The 22,098-nt window shown below is 36.9% G+C and carries 5 protein-coding genes; all 5 read right to left on the bottom strand.

The genetic code is table 11. From position 1 onward, the window contains the following. Positions 1 to 6,320, bottom strand: a 6,320-nt coding sequence (locus tag BVG16_RS07770) for a non-ribosomal peptide synthetase (protein ID WP_144027320.1), incomplete at its 3' end; no start/stop codon positions are given. Positions 6,321 to 7,443: 1,123 nt separating this feature from the next. Continuing rightward, complete coding sequence (locus tag BVG16_RS07765) at positions 7,444 to 8,250, bottom strand: phytanoyl-CoA dioxygenase family protein (protein ID WP_078497944.1); 807 nt, start codon at positions 8,248 to 8,250, stop codon at positions 7,444 to 7,446. A gap of 637 nt (positions 8,251 to 8,887) precedes the next feature. Beyond that, complete coding sequence (locus BVG16_RS07760; RefSeq protein WP_078497943.1) at positions 8,888 to 13,381, bottom strand: non-ribosomal peptide synthetase; 4,494 nt, start codon at positions 13,379 to 13,381, stop codon at positions 8,888 to 8,890. A gap of 9 nt (positions 13,382 to 13,390) precedes the next feature. Further along, positions 13,391 to 20,455 (bottom strand): non-ribosomal peptide synthetase, encoded by a 7,065-nt coding sequence (locus tag BVG16_RS07755; protein ID WP_078497942.1) that lies wholly within the window; start codon positions 20,453 to 20,455, stop codon positions 13,391 to 13,393. A 643-nt stretch (positions 20,456 to 21,098) separates the two neighbouring features. Further along, complete coding sequence (locus tag BVG16_RS07750) at positions 21,099 to 22,088, bottom strand: TauD/TfdA family dioxygenase (RefSeq protein WP_078497941.1); 990 nt, start codon at positions 22,086 to 22,088, stop codon at positions 21,099 to 21,101. Between the last annotated feature and the right edge of the window lie 10 nt (positions 22,089 to 22,098).

Below are 22,098 nucleotides of genomic sequence, written 5' to 3'. Positions count from 1 at the left end.
TCATCCATTTGGCATATGAAATAGGTCCTCTTCTGCGTCGAAGACATCGGATAATATTCCTTTATCTCGGCTTCCGGTATCGGTTCATATTTCTGGATTCCCTGTTTTGCTATCTTTTCACTTAACCCCTTTACCGTCGGTGTGATAAAGATCTCCTTTATGCCTAGCCGAATGCCTGTCTCTTCTTCTATCCTGTTTATTACCCTGATTGCTCTTAAGGAATGGCCGCCCAGCTCAAAAAATCCATCGCTTATTCCTACTCTATCTACATTCAGGACCTCTTGATAAATTTCACATAGCATTTTCTCGGTTTCGCTCCGAGGTGCTTCATATCCCTTTCCTATGCCTGCTTCTAGTACAGGCAGCTTCCTCTTATCCAGTTTTCCATTCCTTGTAACGGGAATCTTCTTTATCTGCCCTACATAAGAAGGTATCATGTAACTTGGCAGTGATTTACCAAGCGTATCCCTGACTTCCGATACGCTTATCTCCTGTTCACTTACGATATATGCATAGATTGCCTTTTCTTCGTTCTTATCCTCTCTTGCAATGACTGCACAGTCTTTGACGTTCTCTATCTTCCTTAACGTACTTTCGATCTCGGCAAGCTCTATTCTTAGTCCTCTGATCTTCACCTGTTCGTCCATACGTCCTAGGTACTCTATGTTACCATCCGGAAGCCATCTTCCTAGATCTCCTGTACGGTACATCATGCCTTCGCCATATGGGTTTGGCACAAATTTCTCTGCCGTCAGCTCCACATTATTTAAATAACCATCTGTGACACCTGCCCCACAGATGCATATCTCACCCTTTACTCCAATTCCGCAAAGCTTCCCATTTTCAACGATATACATCTGTTTATTATACAAAGGCTTACCTATAGGAATTATGTATTCATTCACAGCCTGATTCGTTACTTCATAAGTACTGGCTATTCCAGAATCTTCTGTTAGACCATATCCGTTTACGATTATTGCCTTACAGTTACTGGAAGACATATAATCTTCCAGCTTTGCATATAACAAAGCTTCGCCTACAAGATATACTTTTTCTAATGATTTAAGACCGTTATACCCGTTCTGCTTTTCTGCATTGATCAATGCATAGAAAGCACTTGCCGCACAATTGATTATTGTGATGCCCTGTTCTTTTACAAATTCCACTATCTTTATTGGATCATAGACATTAGTATCTCCGCATGAGCATACGGTTCCTCCACTTATATGTGGTCCAAATATGTTTCTTTGTGTTAAGTCAAAGCTTAAGGATGCCATTAGCATGACTTTGGATCTCTCATTCATCTCAAACCTGTCTTTATACCAGGTTATTAGATTTACTACATTTCTGTACCGTACAGGTATTCCTTTTGGATTACCTGTTGTCCCTGAAGTATACGTGCAATATACTAGATCTTCCGACTTGTTTACCTTTTGGAGATTTGTAGATTCACCTATATATATATCCTTGTCAGACAGATCGATCACTGGTAATTCCGTATTGATCTCTGCATTATATACCAGTACTGCCTTCGATCTGCAATCCTCCAGCATATATTGAATTCTTTCCTCCGGGAATTCCGGATCGATCGGTACATATGCGCCTCCGGCTTTCATTATGCCGTAGATACCGATGACCATCTCGATGCTCCGCTCTGAGATTATGGCAACAAATTCATTTGGCTTTACCCCTAATTTTCTCAATTTCCTTGCGAGTTGATTTGATCTCTTGTTTAACTCAGCATATGTGATTTTCTTTTCTTCATAAATCACCGCTATGTTTTCAGGAGTTTCCATTACCTGTTCTTCAAAGAGGTCGATCACAGTTTTATCCATCGGATATTCAACCCGTGTATCATTGAATTCACCAAGGATCTTGCCGCGTTCTTCTTCTGTAATCACTTCTATTTCTTTGATCTGTTTAGATCTATTTTCTACTATCTGTTCTAGTATCACGATATAGTGACTGAGCATCAGTTCTACAGTTTCTTTCTTATATAGATCAGTGCAGTATGATAATATTATCTCAAATTTATTATTTACTTCACAAATATTAAATTCTAAATTGAATTTTGATATCTCATCTTTTGTATTAATATGTTCCACTACAACTTTATTTAGTTCCATACTTGTTTTTTCATTATTCTGCAATACAAGCATGACATCAAACAGTGGATTTCTGGATAAATCCCTTGTCACGTTAACCGATTCAATCAATTCCTCAAAAGGATATTCTTGGTTCTCATATGCCCTTATGCATTTTTCCTTTATTTCTTCCAAAAACGTTTCATATATCTTATCTCCCTCTGGTATTCCTCTCATCGCAAGTGTATTAACAAACATCCCTAGCATACCCTCAGTATCCTTATGTGTTCGTGCACTGACAGGACTTCCAATTACGATGTCTTCCTGACTGCTATATTTGCTCATGAGTATCATTGCAACCGATAGAAATATCATGTACTCTGTTGTTCCTGTTTTCTCTGAAAGCTTCTTAATTTTTTCTCCAAGTTCCTTCCCGATTTCTATTTCTGTTGTTGTCCCTCGGAAACTTAATTTTTGCTTTCTTGCATAATCTGTCGGCAGATCCAGCACTGGGATTTCACCGCTGAACTCATCTAACCAGTACTTTTTTTGATCAAATAAATCTCTTGCATTCATCCATTCGCTGTAGTCCTTATATTGACGTGGCAACGCTTTGAACGTTTCCCCGTTATATAGTGTTCTGAACTCATTTAAGAATGTTACAATACTCATTCCATCACTTACAATGTGATGCGTATCAAACATCAATAAATAATGATCCTCTCTCTTTACAAGCTCTGTTCTGAATAATGGTGCTTTCCCCAAATCAAACGGTTTTATGAAATCTTTTATAATATCTTCTTCACTTGTCTCTGTGTCTTCAATAAACTTATAATCAACGCTGGCGTCTTTTCTGACTTTCTGTACAGGCTCCCCATCTTTCATCAGAAACTCTGTGCGCAGTATCTCGTGTCGATTGAGCACTTCCTGCATTGCTTCTCTAATTACTTCTGGGCACACTTCTCCCGTAAGTTTCATTACCCATGGTATATTATATGCCAATCCTGTATCATCCATTTGGCATATGAAATAGGTCCTCTTCTGCGTCGAAGACATCGGATAATATTCCTTTGTCTCTGCTTCTGGTATCGGTTCATATCTTTGCTTTTCCTGTTTGGCTATCCTCTCACTTAATCCCTTTACCGTTGGCGTGATAAAAATTTCCTTTATCCCTAACCTATTGCCTGTCTTTGCTTCAATCCTGTTTATTACCCTGATTGCTCTTAATGAATGTCCACCCAGTTCAAAAAAACCATCATTAATTCCCACTTTATCGATATTCAGTATCTCTTGATAGATATCACATAGCATTTTCTCTGTTTCATTCCGAGGTGCTTCATATTCCTTTCCTGTACTTGCTTCCAGTTCAGGTAGTGCTCTCTTATCGAGTTTTCCATTCGTTGTAACGGGAATCTTCTCTATCTGCCCTACATAAGACGGTATCATGTAACTAGGCAGTGACTTACCAAGCGTATCTCTAAACTCCGATACACTTATTCTCTGTTCACTTACGATAAATGCATAGATTGCCTTTTCTCCGTTTTTATCTTCTCTTGCAATGACTGCACAGTCTTTGACGTTCTCTATCTTCCTTAACGTACTCTCGATCTCGCCAAGCTCAATCCTTATTCCTCTGATCTTCACCTGCTCGTCAATACGTCCTAGGTATTCTATGTTCCCATCAGACAACCATCTTCCCAGATCTCCTGTGCGATACATCATGCCTATTCCATATGGATTCTTTACGAATTTTTTCGTAGTTAATTCATGATTATTAAAGTATCCCCTTGCTACTCCAATGCCAGCTATGCATATTTCTCCAGGAATTCCAATCCCCTGCAACTGACCTTCATTTTGTATATATATCTGGAAATTCGAAAATGGTTTTCCTATAGAAATGTTATTATTCTGCAATTCATCTATTTCAACCTTTTTAAAGGTTGCACAGTGTGTTTCAGCAGGACCATAAAAGTTATAAAACCTTACATTTTCTGAAAATTTAATTGCTGAATTAACCTTAAATTCTTCGCCCGCTAATACGATTTGGTTAATACCATTTGCAAAATAATTCTCATCTTCCGATACAAGAGTATTGAAATATGAAGGTGTTGTAAAAATTGTATCTGTATTAAAATCCTTCAGCCTCTTCACACAAGAATCTATTTCTTTTTTTATTCTATTATCTATTATTAACCCCGTTCCACCACTTAAAAGTGTACAAAAAATTTCATGAGCTGATGCATCAAAACATAAATTCGTTGTCCATGCTACTCGAGAAAATGGCAACATTCCAATGTATTGAAAACCACATAAAATCAAATTATATATTGCTATGTGCTCAAGCATAACTCCTTTTGGTTTTCCGGTTGTTCCTGATGTATATATACAATAAAAAAGATTCTCTTGAGTGATTACTTTACTTAAATTACTTGATATTCCAGTATATATTCCTTCGTCTACAAGATTAATTAAAGGTATTTCAGTATTAATTTTTGCATTGTATGTAATAATACCCTTAGGTTTACAATCATCTAGTATTGTCCTTATTCTTTCCTCTGGATAATCAGGATCAATTGGCACAAATGCTCCGCCCGCTTTCAGTATTCCAAGTAATCCAATTACCATTTCGATGCTTTTATCGGTTAACAACACAACAAAATCATCTGGCTTGACCCCTATTTTTCGTAACTTTCTCGCAAGTTGATTCGCTTTTCGATTTAAAACTGAATAGGATATTTCTTCTCCCTCATACTCTACAGCTATATTATTTGGTGTTTTCTCTACCTGCTCTTCAAATAAATCTATAACCGTTTTTTTCATTGGATATTCAAAATCTGTATTATTGAACTCGCCAAATACTTTTAGCTTCTCAGCTTCAGTCATTACCTCTATCTCATTCACCTTTTTTTGCGGATTATGACAAATTAAACCCAAAACCACTTCAATATGCGCTAAAATGTTTTCAATTTCATTTCTCTCATATTCATTTGGATTATACATGATGTCAAAATTCAATTTAGCTCCGATCATTCTCGCTCCAAAAGTCAATGCATAATTCGTTTGTTCCCTTGTTTTTACTAAAGTCAATTTGAGACTGTCTGCACTGAGAATTAAATTATCTTCGTCAACATAATAGTTTTCAAACACAAATAGTGTTTTTATTAACTCACTTTTCTGTTTCGTAGCACTTTGTATCTCAGCGAGTGAACAATACTCGTGATTCTTCCCATCGATCCCCTGATCCTTAAGTGCCCTTATCAACTCTTCTATTGTCATTCCCTTATCGGTTTTTACCCGCACTGGTACAGTATTAATACATAATCCGACCATCTTTTCTATTCCATTAAGTGGTGCTTCCCGGCCGGATACTACTTTCCCAAATATAACATCATCCGTGTTATTGTGTTTTTGCAGTAATATTCCCCATGCTGTCTCCACTATGTTGTTTATTGTAACATTGCTTTTTTTAGCTAGCTTTATGATTCTTTGGCTAAGCTCCTCTGGGATTTCCAATTCGATAGAATCCACCTGTTTTTCTATTTTCTTCGGCTTTAACATCGGACGTACTTCTGCTTTACTTTCATAATCTCCAGTGAATTGTTTCCAATACTCAATTGCACTCTCTTTATCTTGACTTTTTGCCCAGTTAACATAAGCTCCAAATTCAGGTGTTTTGTTCTTTTCTTCTTCTATTTCTTTTTCTATTTGGGCTGCCCGGTTACCCTTCTTCAACTTTGCATAATATCTCTTAAAATCTCCGACAACAAGCGAGGTAGACCAGCCATCTAATATAATATGATGGGATGTCCAAACCATGTAGCTCTTATTCTTTAAGGTGATATAAGTAATCCTTAAAAGTGAATCTCTTTGTATGTCAAATCCCCTGTTTATATCATCGTATAGTATTTTATTTACTTTTTCACTTTGCTTTTCTTCATCAGATTCGGATAAATCAATTTTTTCATACTCAATATCTCTCTCCTTCAATACAACTTGTCTTGGCATTGATATTTTTTCATGCATTATGCTTGTCCTTAATACCGAATATTTCTGTGTCAAAAAATGCAATGCCTTCTTTATGTATTGTTCATCTACTATTCCATCTATTAAATACACATCCTGAGTTACATAACTTTTTGATCCCTTATCTACCAAATAGTGATACAACATACCTTCTTGCAACGGCGTTAAAGCATAAATCCTTTCAATCGCACTATTAACTATATTTCTATCCATCCTATCCCTTCCTCCAATCAGCTTGTATTAATGATTAATAAAAGTGGATCACGTAAATAGCGTGATTAAAAAAAAGGCACAGCATTTGTCGAAAACAACTAACCACTAACGGTGGACGATTTCCAGTTTGCTTAGAATCGACAGTGAGCTTGGTCTAGAAGCAGGACATTAAGAATAAGACAACTAGCAACAGTCTAACGTCAAAACCAAGAAAAGGTTAATTCGTGAGTATTCGGCATTTCCACGCGATCGCAACAACAAGTTTGAGCTACATATCACGGAAGAATTTTTACAGGTATTGAAGAATATTTGCATATAGGGAAATGTGTAAATGCAAAAAACTTTCATGATCATATGAACTACCTATACTGACGATCATTTCCAACGCCTCAAATCTCATATCTTTTCGCTCAACAAGGAATGACATTATTGCCCGTTACAGAGCACGTGTACGCTATCGTATTCCTGGAAGCAATCAATTCAAAGAAAGGAAACATTGTATATGATATTCTAACAAGCTTCCTCTCTACCATATAGAAAAACGGCTATCAAAGAAGCAACTCTGGTGGAGTTGAATCGCTTCGAAGAAGTCTTAAGCACCAAATATAGCTGCTCCGAAGAAACTGAGAGGTATTGCTACATTTTTAAAATACCCACCAGAGATTCGCAATCTTATCTACAACGAATATGATCTAAACCTATTACCGTCTACTAAGAAGCGATAAAAGGTAAAGCATCTTTCATTGAAATGATTTATATGATAACTAACGGATAAGAGTCGCAAATGGACTCACCAAGTGCAAAATTAGGCCAGATTCTCCATCATCTTTCCATTTTTTGTCTACAACGGATTCGAACAACATCTATTGTGAGTGAACTACTCTCCTTCGGGTGAGTATTTTAAAGAAGAGTAATCTATTTTGTATTTCGATGGATTATTGTGTATTTTATTACATTTTTAACCATAAAAGGGACTGTTAAACCAACTTAATGTTGTCTATGTCAATTCTTTTGAGTGCTCTTTCTCTTCCGTGCCCTGCCAGCATTACAGATAACTTGCTCAGCCCTGTAACTTTTCTTAACTATTCCTATTGCCACTAATAGTAAATCAATTATTGTCGTATTATCTGCCCTTCTCGATAATTTTCACTTTGAGAGGGGAATAATTTTTATTTGCTAGAAAATCTGGACGCTTGGATTCTTGAATAGGAGTATTACTAATACTATTATATGTAATTATCGCAATATTCCGATTATATGGTGATAGATTTGGAGCAGAAGCATGTGCAAGTTCTGGATGGAAAAATAATACTGAACCAGAAGGACCTTTTGGTGCGACAATTCCATATGAATCTACTAACGTTTTAATTTCCTTATTATCTATTGTATATTTAAAATCTGCACTTAAATGATTTAACCATTCTTCATTATTATTTTGATTTATATCTCCCTTTACTCTACTGTTTTTCATCTCAACATTATGAGAGCATGGAATTAACATCAATGGACCATTATATTCAGTTACCTCATCTAAATATACTACTACGTTTGTCAAAAGTGATTTTGGGAGCCCATCTTCTTTTTGCCAGAAGATATAATCCCGATGCCATTTCCATACATCTCCATCAAATGCAGCTTTTAAGTTAACTTTATACTGATGAACATATACTTCACTTTCTAATAATTGCATAGCTGGTTCAAGTAGTCTTGGATCACTCTGAAGATCATCAAATACAACACTCTGTAAGTTTGGAGCATGTAAAGATCTTATTGTTTTCTCATTTTTTTCATATACTTTAATTGATTCTTCTTTAATCAAAATAGAAAGTTCTGTATTTAATTGAATAATTTCATGACTAGATAAAAAAGATGGGAAGAAAAGATAACCTTTTTCTTTATAGTCATTAATATCCTTTTGACTAAGTAACATATAATTACCTCCAATATAATACTTATTTAATTTAAAAGGCAGGGCTCTGTTTTTTACCCAAACACGTAGAAAGTTTAAAACTTAGTTAAATTTCTAAGTGACATTCTAATAACTCAGCAAATTCAAAATGGTTGAATTATCGAGTCCTATCAAAAGAAATATTGTAAATCTCCTCATTAAATTCTATATATTCTTGAAATAGATTATCTCCGAAACATTTCGTCCAAAATATAGATTCTTACTAATCATTCCATAACTCAGATCATTGACTATTATATTCCAATACGTTCTTTCAAGTATTTTGCACTTACGGTACCCGTCTAGTGCTTCCGATCCTTGAACGATGCCATCCTTTTTTGGGGGTATTATTCCCTTTCTGATTCAGCATGTTTTCTGCATCTAACTTAGTTATCCGTCAGTGTAAAGGATTCTAAACGTATTAGCTTTCAGTAACTTTCGATTGCTAATGGTGTCCTAACATTATCTCGTAATATCAGCATTGTTCCTCTTCTTATAAAATATCAAAAATACCCTACACGGACTGACCAAATATACATAATTTACAACTAGCAATACTGTAACTTTTGAACTCAGATTATAGACTTCTGTATACGCCGCCATCAGCATGCGTTGATGTTTATAGATGACCATATAAAGAATTAATTAAACTTAGATCATCTGATGTTATCTCTTCTGAAGTAATATCAGATATTGTATTCAGTTCTTGCTTGTGTGAAACGCAAAGCTCAACTATTTCATCAAGTGATCTTTTGAACCAATTTGAAAGTTTAACTATCATTTCTGTCGAATACTTACTCTTATCGAATGAAATTTTAAAAATTAGATAACCATTCGCAATTTCTCCGTTAACTTCTATTGGTTGACTATAATGATTTCTTTGTGATACATTTTGCCCCACTGGTAATGGAACACTTCCTCCTCCCTTGTTTTCAGCATCCATTTCCCCCATATAGTTGAATAATATACCGGCCTTTCTTTGTCCCTCTTCTTCTTTCAACAGTCCATATCCTAATCCATAGTTTGGTACTTTTCGTAGCATCTCTTTTGTGTTTATGATGGCTTCTTCAATATTTCCCCCACTCTCCACTATCACAGGGTATTCACTGGTAAACCATCCTACTGTCCTGTCTATATCAATTTTTTTGTGTATTCTTTCTCTTCCGTGTCCTTCCAGCATTACAGATACCTTGTTCTGCCCTGTCAGTTTTCTTATCGCTGTTCCCATTGCCGCTAAAAGTAAATCATTAATTGTCGTATTATATGCCCTTCCCGATTTATACAACAGCTGCTCCGTTATCTTCTTTTCAAACTCTATTGTTATATTTCCATATCCAACTTCTCCTGTTTCTTCATTTTTAATGATCCCGTATTTCAGATTATTCGTGACTTCTTCCCAATACGCTTTTTCTCTTGCAAGTTGTTTGCTTCCACGGTATTCTTCTATAGCTTCCGCCCATTCCTTGAACGATGCCGTTTTCTCCGGTAGCTTTATCTCCCTTCCTGATTCCACCTGGTTTATTCCACTGATTATATCCTCAATAAGTATTCTCCACGATACTCCATCTACTACCAGATGATGAATACATAAAAACAGATATTCACCTTTTACCGTACTTATCTTTGCAGCCTTTACAAGCGGGCCATCTTCAAGATTTATGCTTCTCTGAATTCGTGTACACTCTTTCTCTATTTCCTGTACGTATCCAGCGCCTTTCACCTCTATTTCCTCATAATCATACAGTTTACTTTGTGATTTACTCAATATTACAAGAGTATTTTCCCGGTACACCGAACGTAATATATCATGATGCTTTACTACTGCGGTAATCGTTTTTTTTATTGCCTCTGTAGTCTTTTTTTCAAGTCTCATGATCATTGCCTGATTATAATGATACGGCTCCGTATAGTTACTTTTAATAAAATCCATAATAATTGGGGTCGGTTTGACTCTTCCCGTTATTTCACCCTGGCTATATCTATTCAGCCCTATTTTCACCATAGCTTGTGCAATTAATCGAACGGTATTTTTTTTCATTATGTCTCTTACCGTTACCTCGTACCCAGATACCCTTAATTTAGAGATCACTCGTATTGATTTTATCGAATCACCTCCCAATTCAAAAAAGTTATCGTTAACTCCAACTTGCTCTGCCCCTAGTATTTCACAAAAAGCTTTACATAAAACTTCCTCTTCCTCTGTTTTCGGTGCAATGTACTCCCTTTCACTCCTGCTCTCTATATGCGGAAGCGCCCTCCTGTCAAGCTTTCCGCTCCTTGTCAACGGTATGGACTCTATTTGCGCTATATATGCTGGTATCATGTAATCGGGCATACTGTTCTCCAGCACTTCCCTAATTTCAAGCACGTTTATTGCTTCTGCGCTCACGATATACGCATATAGGGACCTGTCTCCGCTATCATCTTCCTTCGTGATTACTGCACAGTCATTTACCTTTTCTATCCTTCGTATCGTATTTTCAATTTCCCCTAGTTCTATCCTATGTCCTCTTATCTTAACCTGTTCGTCTATTCTGCCGAGATATTCTATGTTTCCGTCTGGTAACCATCTCGCGAGGTCACCTGTCCTGTACATCATTCCCTCTTCAAATGGGTTCTTCACAAACTTTTCCGCCGTTAACTCGGGCTTGTTCAGGTAACCTCTGGCTACACCTGTTCCCGCTATGCACAATTCCCCTGGTATTCCAATCCCGCACAGGCTATGACTGCCATACACTACGTAATATTTCGTATTCGCTACAGGTTTTCCTATGGGGATATTTCTTATATTTTCTCCACTATATCTGTAACTTGATGAGTTGACTGTTATTTCAGTCGGTCCGTATGTGTTTAATACGTTCCTGCCCTTTACCCATTTCTTCAAAACCTCCGGATCTGCCGATTCTCCAGTTGAGTCTAATATTCTTAACCCAGAATAATTGTCCGGATCCAACTCCCTTATTACCGCCGGCGTAAATGATGCTACCGTTACATGGTTTTTATTACAGCATCTTTCTATTGCTGCGGGTGTTCTGACATCATCTCTTGAAATCAAGCATAATGTTCCGCCCACTGTAAGAATGTTAAAAGTATCCCATACCGACTGATCAAATATATAATTTGCAACCTGAAGTACTGTATCACTCGGATTTAATTGGTATAATTCAGTATAAGCAATCATTAAATTATGCAAACCTTGATGCTCAATTAATACACCCTTGGGCTTGCCCGTTGTTCCCGAGGTATATATGCAATACGCCAAATCGTTTGGTGTATTCACCTTACTGAGATTTCCTGACGTCCCTGTATATATCGCTTTGTTCCCCAGGTCGATTATAGGTATTTTAGTACTTATTTCAGCTTGATGGACCAACACCGCTTTGGGTTTGCAATCCTCCAACATATACTTTATTCTATCCTCCGGGAATTCCGGGTCTATCGGTACATACGCCCCTCCTGCCTTCAGTATCCCGTAAATACCAATTATCATTTCGATGCTTCTCTCTGTGAACATCACAACAAAATCATCCGGTTTTATCCCAAGTTTCCTTAGCTTCCCTGCCAGTTGGTTCGCTTTCCTGTCCAGCTCCGCATACGTTATTTTCTCATCCTCATAAATCACCGCTATGTTTTCCGGTGTCTTCTTCACCTGCGCTTCAAACAAATCCACTACCGTTCTATCTCTCGGGTATTCAATATATGTATCGTTGAATTCGCCCAGTATCTTTGCTTTTTCTTCATTAGAGATTATCTCCAATTTGTTGATTTCCAAAGTAGGATTTTCTACAAATTTTAATAGCGTTTGTTCAATATAAATAAGCAGACCATTAATTTCATTTATCGAAAATATATTAGGGTCAAATTCAATCCCAAAGTCTAGAATATTTTCATTCAAACATGCACTGACTGAGATAGAATAAGATGTATATTCCCTGCACTCAATCATTTTGCTTTGAAATTCGTCAAATTCATTTTTATGTCTGTAGAAATTTTCAAAAGTAAAAAGTGTCTTTATCAGTTGACTTCCCTGCATTGTCATTGATTGTATATCTGCCAACGAACAATAATGATAATCATTGCTTTCGATCGCTTGTTTTTGTACATCACGTATTAATGAAGTAACTGTGCAGTTTTTTTCTGTCCTTACTCTAACCGGAATTGTATTTATAAATAAACCTAAAATATCCTCAATACCGTAAATGGGAGCATTCCTACCTGATACAACCTTCCCGAATATAACATCATTTGAATTACTAAACCTCTGAAGTACAACTCCCCAAGCTGCTTCTATTACTGTGTTAAGTGTGACATTAATTTTGTTTGCAAAGGATACAATACGGTTGCTTAATTCCTCAGATAATCTATATTCAGCTTTATCAGCCTGCTTATCGGCAAACTCTCGTGTGCCAATAGGCAAAATCTCAGTGTTCTCGTCGTAATCCTCAAGTAAACTCTTCCAATATTCCATCCCGGCATTATTATCTTGTTTTTCCAGCCACTTGATATAATCACTATAATCAGCGGTTTGAAGCAATTCACCAACAATAATATTTTCAATCTCAGAAAAACTTGCTCCTTGTTTTAGCTCTGTATAAAACCGTAAAAAATCATTGAATACTAACGATGTACACCAACCATCCATAATAATGTGATGGTAGGTCCAAATAAGTATATGCTTATTTTCACTAAATTTTAGATGTTTAACTCTTAAAAGTGAATCTTTTTGAAAATTAAACCCCCTCTCCATTTCTGAAGATAATACCCCAGCTATCCCCTTTTGCTGATCACAATCACTTAGTCTAGATAAATCTTTCATTTCGTATTCAATTTCCTTATCTCTTACAATAACAATTTTAGGCACAGATAGATTTTCATAAATTATTGACGTTCTCAAAGAATTATGCCTTTTCGCAAGGAGCCTCAAAGATAGCCTCATCAATTCTTCGTCAATAAAGCTGGTCAGTTCATAAACCTGCTGAACAATATAGCTTTGTTTTTTTTCTCCTGAAATATAGTGATATAATATGCCTTCTTGTAGTGGTGAAAGGGAGTATACCTTTTCGATTGAATTATTAACAATTATGCTACTTTTCACAGAAATACCTTCTTTCATTGCATCTCCTCAATTAAATAAGGAATTAAGTATATCAAGATCATCATTATTCAAATCATTCCTATCTACAATCACATCCGCAAGTGTTTGATGTCCGATTCCCTTATTTGTGCAAAAATTTATAACTTCTTTAATACTGTCCTTTAAAAATCCTGCCAACTTTCCAACTGTTTCATCATTATACATACATTTTTTGTAAGTGAACGCAAAGGATAATTTTTGATTTACAATTTCTCCGTTTATGTTGATGTAATCTTCATAATTCTCATCAGCAATGCTCTTCCCAATCGAGTAATCATCCTCTATTCTTTTGTTTTCCGCATCCGTTTCTCCAAGATAGTTGAAATATATATCCGCTACTATGTCGCCTAGGAACTTTTTCATAAGTCCATAGCCTACTCCACGATTCGGTACCCTTCTCAACATTTCCTTCGTCTCAATTATAGTTTCTTCTATATTCTCTCGAGTAGTAATAATCACCGGATATATGCTCGTAAACCATCCAACCGTCCTGTCAACATCTATCTTTTTATGTATTTCCTCACGTCCGTGCCCTTCAAGGCCAACAGTCAATGTCTCCTGCCCTGTCAATTTCATTACCGCCATACCTAGAGCACATAGCAATAAGTCATTAATTTCCGTGTTATATGCCTTTCCTGATTTTTTAACAAGATTTTCAGTTTCTTCTTCAGTCAATGAAATACATATTTTACCAATATCAAACCTCGTTTCGGTGTTTTTTTCTAACCCTATTAAAAAACCCTCAGTCAGTTTATCAACAACATTATTCCAGTAGACCTTCTCTTTATTTAGTATTTCACTTTGGCTATATTCCTCAAGTGTTTCGCTCCACTCCTTGTATGATGCTGTCTTTTGCGGTAATTTTATATTTTCACCTTTTATTATTTGCCTGTACGCCGTATTAAAATCCTCAATCAATATTCTCCAAGACACTTCGTCTATTACAAGATGATGAATGCAAATAAACATGAAGTTGCCTTTTGTCGACTTGATCAGTGCTGCTTTAATTAAAGGGCCATTTGCCAAGTCAAAGCTTGACTGAATTCTTGTACACTCCTCATCTATTTGCTTATATTCATTTTCTTCACTGCTAAGATCAAGATATTCAAAACCATACTTCCTGCTATCTGAGCAACGGAGAATCTCAAGAATATCGTTTCTGTAAACAGACCTTAATATATCATGATGCTCGACAATCGCATTCAATATTTCACATACTATCTCGGAATTGTCAGAATCGATCTTAAACATAGCCTCTTGGTTATAATGCCACGGAACTTTATATTTATTTTCTCTGAAAGAAGCTAGTATCGGGGTTTCTTTAACTTCCCCAAAAACCTCGCCTTGCTCATATTTATTTTTCTTTGCCTGCTTAGCTATTTGTGATATTGCCTCAGCCGAATGCTTATTCATTATATCTTTTACTGATACTTCATATCCTGCTTCACGCATTTTTGAAGCAATGCGTATTGCCTTTATAGAATCTCCACCAAGTTCAAAAAAATTATCTTTTACTCCTACTTGTTCAATCCCTAGAACATCTCTAAATACTCTGATTACTACTTCTTCTGGTTCATTTTTAGGTGCTATAATCTCCCTTTCTTTCATGCTCATTATTTCAGGCAGCGCATTCTTGTTTATTTTCCCGTTTTTTGTTATAGGAATACTTTCAATCTGCATTATTTTTGCTGGTATCATGTATTCTGGTAATAAATCACCAAGAGTTCCCCTAATTTCTGACACACTTATCACATCATCACTTACAATATATGCACAAATAGTTTTATCTCCGTTTTGATCAGCGCTAACTATTACTACACAGTCTTTTAACCCTTCTATCCTTTTAATTGCATTTTCAACTTCTCCAAGTTCTATCCTATACCCCCTTAGCTTAACCTGCTCATCTATCCTTCCTAAGAATTCAATATTACCATCCTGCAACCTTCTCGCAAGGTCACTCGTTTTGTACATTCGTTTACCTTCTATAAAAGGATTCGCAATAAACCTTTCTTGTGTCAGATCAAGCCTATTCATGTAACCTCTAGCGACACCATCTCCCGAGATATACATTTCTCCTATAATACCTTCAGGTACTGGATTAAGGTTAGTATCAAGTATATATATTTGTACGTTATGTGCAGGCAACCCTATAGGTACTGAAGCTCTTAGATCATTTTCAAAATCATATTTGTGAATCATACTTCCTACAACTGTTTCGGTAGGACCATACTCATTGTATATTTCAATTCTACCTCCAAAGCTCTCATATATAAGCTTTGCAAGGTTAACCTTCAAGTCCTCTCCTCCGACTATGAACCTCTTAATTGTAGATTGCCCATTTTCTATGTCTTTCAATAATGACAGATGAGAAGGAGTAAGCTTGATAACAGTAGCTTTATTGTCTTTCATTATTCTGTATAATACATATTCATCTTCGTTATCTCGGTAAACAACAATTTTGTTTCCACTGATTAATGGGGTAAATATTGATGTAACCGTAAGGTCGAATGCCAAAGATGAATATAAGGGAAATACCTCATTCTCATCTTTTACATACATTTGCTTTGCCCACCAAATATAATTCACCAACCCCTGGTGTTCTATCATTACGCCCTTCGACATTCCTGTCGATCCCGATGTATATATTACATACGCGAGATTATTTGGTTTGTTGATCGCTTCGATGTTTGTTTTATTGCCGATGTATAAACTAGGGAGATCAAGGTTTATAATGTCACCTTTAAAACTGATCCCTTCATGAATTGTACAATTGGTAAGTAATATATTGCAGCCTGCGTCCTCAAGCATGTAATTTATCCTGGCTGCAGGATAATCAGAATCGATGGGTAAATAAGCCCCACCTGCTTTTAAAACACCAAGAATACCAAGAACTGACTCTAGGGAATGAGTAGTCATCAATCCTACAATAACTTCTTTCCCCACACCTTTTCCAATAAGAACTCTTGCAAGCTGATTGGCTTTTTCGCTCAGTTCCCTAAATGTAAGCTCATTGCTGTTAAAGCTAATGGCAACCTTGTCAGGTTTTTTTTCTACCTGTTCTTCGAACAACTCTACCACCGTTTTATCTCTTGGATATTCAATGTGAGTATCATTGAATTCGCCCAACATCTTTACGCGTTCTTCTTCTGTGATTGCTTCGATTTCCAAAAGCCTGATCTCTCTGTTATCCGTCACCTGCTTTAATATCTCAATCAAGTGCTGCGTCATTCTTATAGCAGTATCTTCCCTGTATAATGATGTGCAGTATTCAAGTTCAATTTCAAAATCGCCATTAACATCATAAATATCAAAGGTTAAATCAAATTTTGCTTCCGTATTTATTAATTCACAATATTCTGCATCTATACCTTTGAAACCATAGTTTGCTTTCTCGTTATTTTGAAGCACAAGCAATACATCAAATAATGGATTTCTGGACATATCTCTTGTCACATCCACGGAATCCACTAACTCCTCAAACGGATATTCCTGAGTCTCATACGCTTTTAAACACTTATCCTTTATCTCTCCAAGAAACTCTTGAAATGCTTTATTCCCCTTAGGAGTCCCTCTCATCGCAAGAGTATTTACAAACATTCCCAGCATACTCTCGGTGTCTTTATGTGTCCTTGCACCAATGAGGCTTCCTATTATGATATCCTCCTGTCTGCTGTATTTGTTTAACAATACCATTGCAGCCGCTATGAATATCATGTATTCCGTTGTTCCGGTTTCTCTCGCAAGCCTCTTGATCTCTTCTCCGAGCTCTTTCCCTGTCCTTGCTGTCGTTGTTGCCCCACTGAAACTCCGTTCCTGCGGCCGTCGATAATCAGTCGGCATGTCTAGGACTGGTACCTCGCCACTGAACTCGTTGACCCAATACTCCATTTGGGCAGATAAATCCCTTCTGAGCATCCACTCACTGTAGTCCTTATATTGATGCATCAGCGGTTCAAGCTTCCCGCCACTATATAGTGTATGGAATTCCTTTGTGTATATTTCATTGCTCATACCGTCACTCACGATATGATGGGTGTCCTGCATGAACAAATAATGATCGTCCCTCTTAACAAGCTCCGCCCTGAATAGTGGGGCTTCACTTAAATCAAACGGTTTTATGAAATCTTTTATAATATCTACTTCACTTGTCTCGCTGTCTTCAATATACTTAAAATCTGCCCTGACCTCTTCTCTGATTCTCTGTACCGGCTCCCCGTCTTTCATTAGAAACTCCGTACGCAGTATCTCATGACGGTTTAGCATTTCCTGCATTGCTGCTTTTATTCCTTCAGGGCACACTTCTCCAGTCACCCTCATTACTCGTGGCATATTATAGGCCACTCCTGCATCATCCATTTGGCATACGAAATATATCCTTTTCTGCGTCGATGACATCGGATAAAATTCCTTTATCTCTGCTTCCGGTATCGATTCATATTTATGTTTTACCTGTTTTGCTATCTTCTCGCTTAATCCCTTTACCGTCGGTGTGATAAAGATATCCTTTATACCTAACCGGATACCTGTCTTTGCTTCTATTCTGTTTATTACCCTGATTGCTCTTAAAGAATGTCCACCCAGTTCAAAAAAACCATCATTAATTCCCACTTTATCGACATTCAGGATCTCTTGATAGATTTCACATAGCATGTTCTCGGTTTCGTTCCGAGGTGCTTCATATTCCTTTCCTGTGTTTGCTTCCAGTTCAGGTAGCGCTCTCTTATCCAGTTTCCCATTACTTGTGACAGGAATCTGCTCTATCTGGCCCATGTATGACGGTATCATGTAACTTGGCAATGACTTACTAAGCTTATCCCTAACCTCCGATACACTTATTTCCTGTTCACTTACGACATATGCATAAATTGACTTTTCTCCGTTCTTATCTTCTCTTGCAATAACTGCACAGTCTTTTACGTACTCTATCTTCCTTAACGTACTTTCAATCTCGCCAAGCTCTATTCTTAATCCTCTAATCTTAACCTGCTCGTCCATACGTCCTAGATATTCTATGTTACCATCCGGAAGCCATCTCCCGAGATCTCCTGTACGGTACATCATCCCTTCACCATATGGATTCTCAACAAATTTCTCCGCCGTCAGCTCTGGACGGTTCAAATATCCACGCGAAACACCCTCACCTGCAATGCACAGTTCTCCCCTCATCCCTACTCCACATAGTTTTTTGTCATTTAATATATATATTGTTGTATTTGAAATCGGCTTACCGATTGGAATATTTTTTTTTATGGCCTTTTCAGTTAAAAAGCAAGTTGACCAAATTGTTGTTTCGGTTGGCCCGTATACATTGATAAGACTCGCATTTGTCATTTTATAAATCGACTCGGCAATGGTTTGATCAACTTTTTCACCGCCCAACAATATTAATTTAAGACTTTCATAACATTCTCTCCATTCGTTGGACAACAAGGATCTTATGAGGCTAGGTGTGGTCTGTAAAATTTCGATGTTATTATTTTTTATTAATTGACTAAAATATTTATCATCTCTAAGAGAATCAGTACTTGCAATATATACTGTCATACCATTTAATAAAGCCAGCCAGATTTCTGTACCAAAAATATCAAAGCTATAATTGGTTACTGAAACTATTTTTTTGTATCCAGATTCAAAACCTATGCGCATTACGTTTTTTTTATTATTTGAACAATAATTTACAAGGTTTCCATGCCCAATAAGTACGCCCTTTGGTATCCCAGTTGTTCCTGATGTATAAATGCAATAAGCAAGATCACTTGGTTTATTAATTATCTGTAGATTCTCATCATCCTTATTATTGTATACTTGTTGATCACCTATATTAATGACTGGGGTATTTGAGTTAAATGATTTCACTACCCTAACTGTCATAATTACTTTTGGAGAACAATCCTCCAGCATATACTTAATTCTTTCCTCCGGATAGTCTGGATCTATAGGTACATACGCCCCTCCTGCCTTTAATATCCCATAGATGCCGATTATCATTTCAAGACTCCGCTCAGCAATAACTGCAACAAAATCATCAGGTTTTACACCAAATTCGCGAAGTTTTCTTGCAACCTGATTTGCCTTCTTATTTAATTCACTGTATGTTAGTTTTTCGTTATTATAAACTACCGATATGTTATCAGGAGTCTTCTTCACCTGTTCTTCGAAGAGGTCAATCACGGTTTTATCCTTTGAATATTCAATCTGTGTATCATTGAATTCACCAAGGATCTTGCTGCGTTCTTCTTCTGTGATCACTTCTATTTCCTTGATCTGTTTATACCTGTTCTCTACTATCTGTTCCAGTATCACTTTATAGTGACTTAGCATCAGATCTGCTGTTTCTTTCTTATATAGGTCAGTGCAGTAAGATAATGTTATCCCATATCTATTATCTACATCATATATATTAAATTCTAAATCGAACTTTGATATCTCAACTTCCGTATCAATATAATCAACCTTGATGCCATTCAGGTGATATTTAGCTTTTTCATTATTTTGCAGGGTTAGCATGACATCAAACAGCGGATTTCTGGACATATCCCTCGTTACCTTTAAGGACTCCACCAGTTCATCAAACGGATATTCCTGATTCTCATATGCCCTTAAGCATTTTTCCTTTATTTCTTCCAAAAACGCTTCATATGTCTTACTCCCCTCTGGTGCCCCCCTCATTGCAAGCGTATTTACAAATATCCCTTGCATACCCTCAGTATCCTTATGTGTTCGTGCACTGATAGGACTTCCAATTACGATGTCTTCCTGTCTGCTGTACTTGCTCAGAAGTATCATGGCGCCCGATAGAAATATCATGTATTCCGTTGTTCCTGTTTCTTCCGCATGCTTCTTTATCTTTTCTCTAAGCTCTCTCCCTGTCCCTAGTGCTGTTTTTGCCCCGCAAAATCTCCGTTCCTTCGGCCGTAGATAATCTGTCGGCATGTCCATAACCGGTACTTCGCCGCTGAATTCGTTAACCCAATAGTCCCTCTGAACCGATATATCAGCTTTTTTTGTTTCGCTAATTATATTACTGTCAAAATCCCCTATTAAAAAATTCACTTTAAACCCTCCTACTATAAGGTAATATTTTCTCGCTTATGTCGTTCATTCCAGTTATTTCATCATTTACTAACTCATGAGATGGGGATACCATCAAGTAGAGATATTTTCTGTAAGTAAAGCCGGTGGATGGAATAAGGATATACTCCTTAAATTCCTATATGTAGATAATCGAGTTGCACTTTGGATATTCACAACTATTCCTCTTATACTCCTTTATCATACTGGATACGCTCTCACATTCTTTCATTCTACCTCTCAAGGGGTGATTGCCGCTTCTTGCTTCATTACTGGGTCTATACCCTTACAGTAAAAATCGCGTCCTCCGTGCTTCCGTTATCGATGATGAGTTCATTCATAAATGAGCATCAGTTATGATCTATTAGTCCACCCTCTGTAACTGAGCCTTACGAACCAGTCCCAATAATGATGGAATTCACTTGATGCATAGCATGTATGTTTGCAGAATTCGTTGATTCTTCTTCATTCGTTTTTGCTCATACCTCATAGTAAGCGCTCTCTATTATTAGTGAAATGAAGCAGTTAGCTTCCTAACCCAGCCTACATGAGGTGCTCTTTCGTTCTAATCTCAAATTAATTAATATCAAGAATCATTCTCAAAGGCTGAAGATTTTAAATAGCATTAAATACCATAATCCTTCCAAGGTTCTGCCATTGCCACTACAATTTTTCGCATACCTGTAAAAGTATTTCGACCATGAGTATTCAACATGTTATCTAGTAGTAAAATATCTCCATTTTCCCAAGGAAACGTAAGACTAACTTCATCATATACCTCACGAATTTCATCTAAAACCGAATCTTCGATTTTAGATCCGTCTCCGTAATAAACATTCCTTGGCAAATTCTCTTCTCCTAAAGTGTCAACTAAATACTCTCTAATCTCTGGTTGCAAACTCGATATATGAAAAAGGTGAGCTTGGTTGAACCATAAATCTTCCCCTGTTATAGGATGCTTGGCAATCGCAGAGCGAGTAGATTTAGTCCGAATACGATCAGTTCCATTCCATTCGACTTCTATTCCAACCTGTCTGCAGTATTCATTGACGAAATTGGGATTATCGGTTTGAAAGACAGTTTGCCAAGGTAAGTCATATTCTCCTCCCATATTACGGACGTATAACACCTTTTTCTCAGCGAATCGCTTTCGAATCGAGGGATCTATGAGTTGATATACCTTCCTACTATCGGCAATTGGAGTTTCTCCCCCTACAATAGCTACCTGAACACAATGAAACCAGATTTTTAAAGGCCATGTATGGGCATATGAATTTTCATTATGCATGGGGATTCTCTGATCTGCCGGATATTCAGTAGAGGAGTAGATTTTCCCCTTCACTTCACTTCTCGGTGTAGATCTCTCATTGTACTCTTCCAGTACTGGTGTGATTTCCTCCATCACACTTTCGAAAGCCTGTAGTGAAATGTTTGGAAAACCCCGGAATAAAATTCCTCCTGCTGAGAGTAAAGTGCTTTGAATATAGTTTCGATTTTCCTTAACCCAAGAAAGTAAGTTTTCATCTGAATTTATCGGACGAATCATTAATTGGGGGTGACTATTCATTATTGGCTCAATAATCGCTCTTTTTGCGTTTGGCAGGAAGTTATTCATTATTATCCCT

It is taken from the genome of Paenibacillus selenitireducens (assembly GCF_002021565.1).
Lineage (GTDB): Bacteria > Bacillota > Bacilli > Paenibacillales > Paenibacillaceae > Paenibacillus_K > Paenibacillus_K selenitireducens.
Note: the sequence above shows the minus strand (reverse complement) of the source record. Positions and strands in the feature narration are given on the sequence as shown.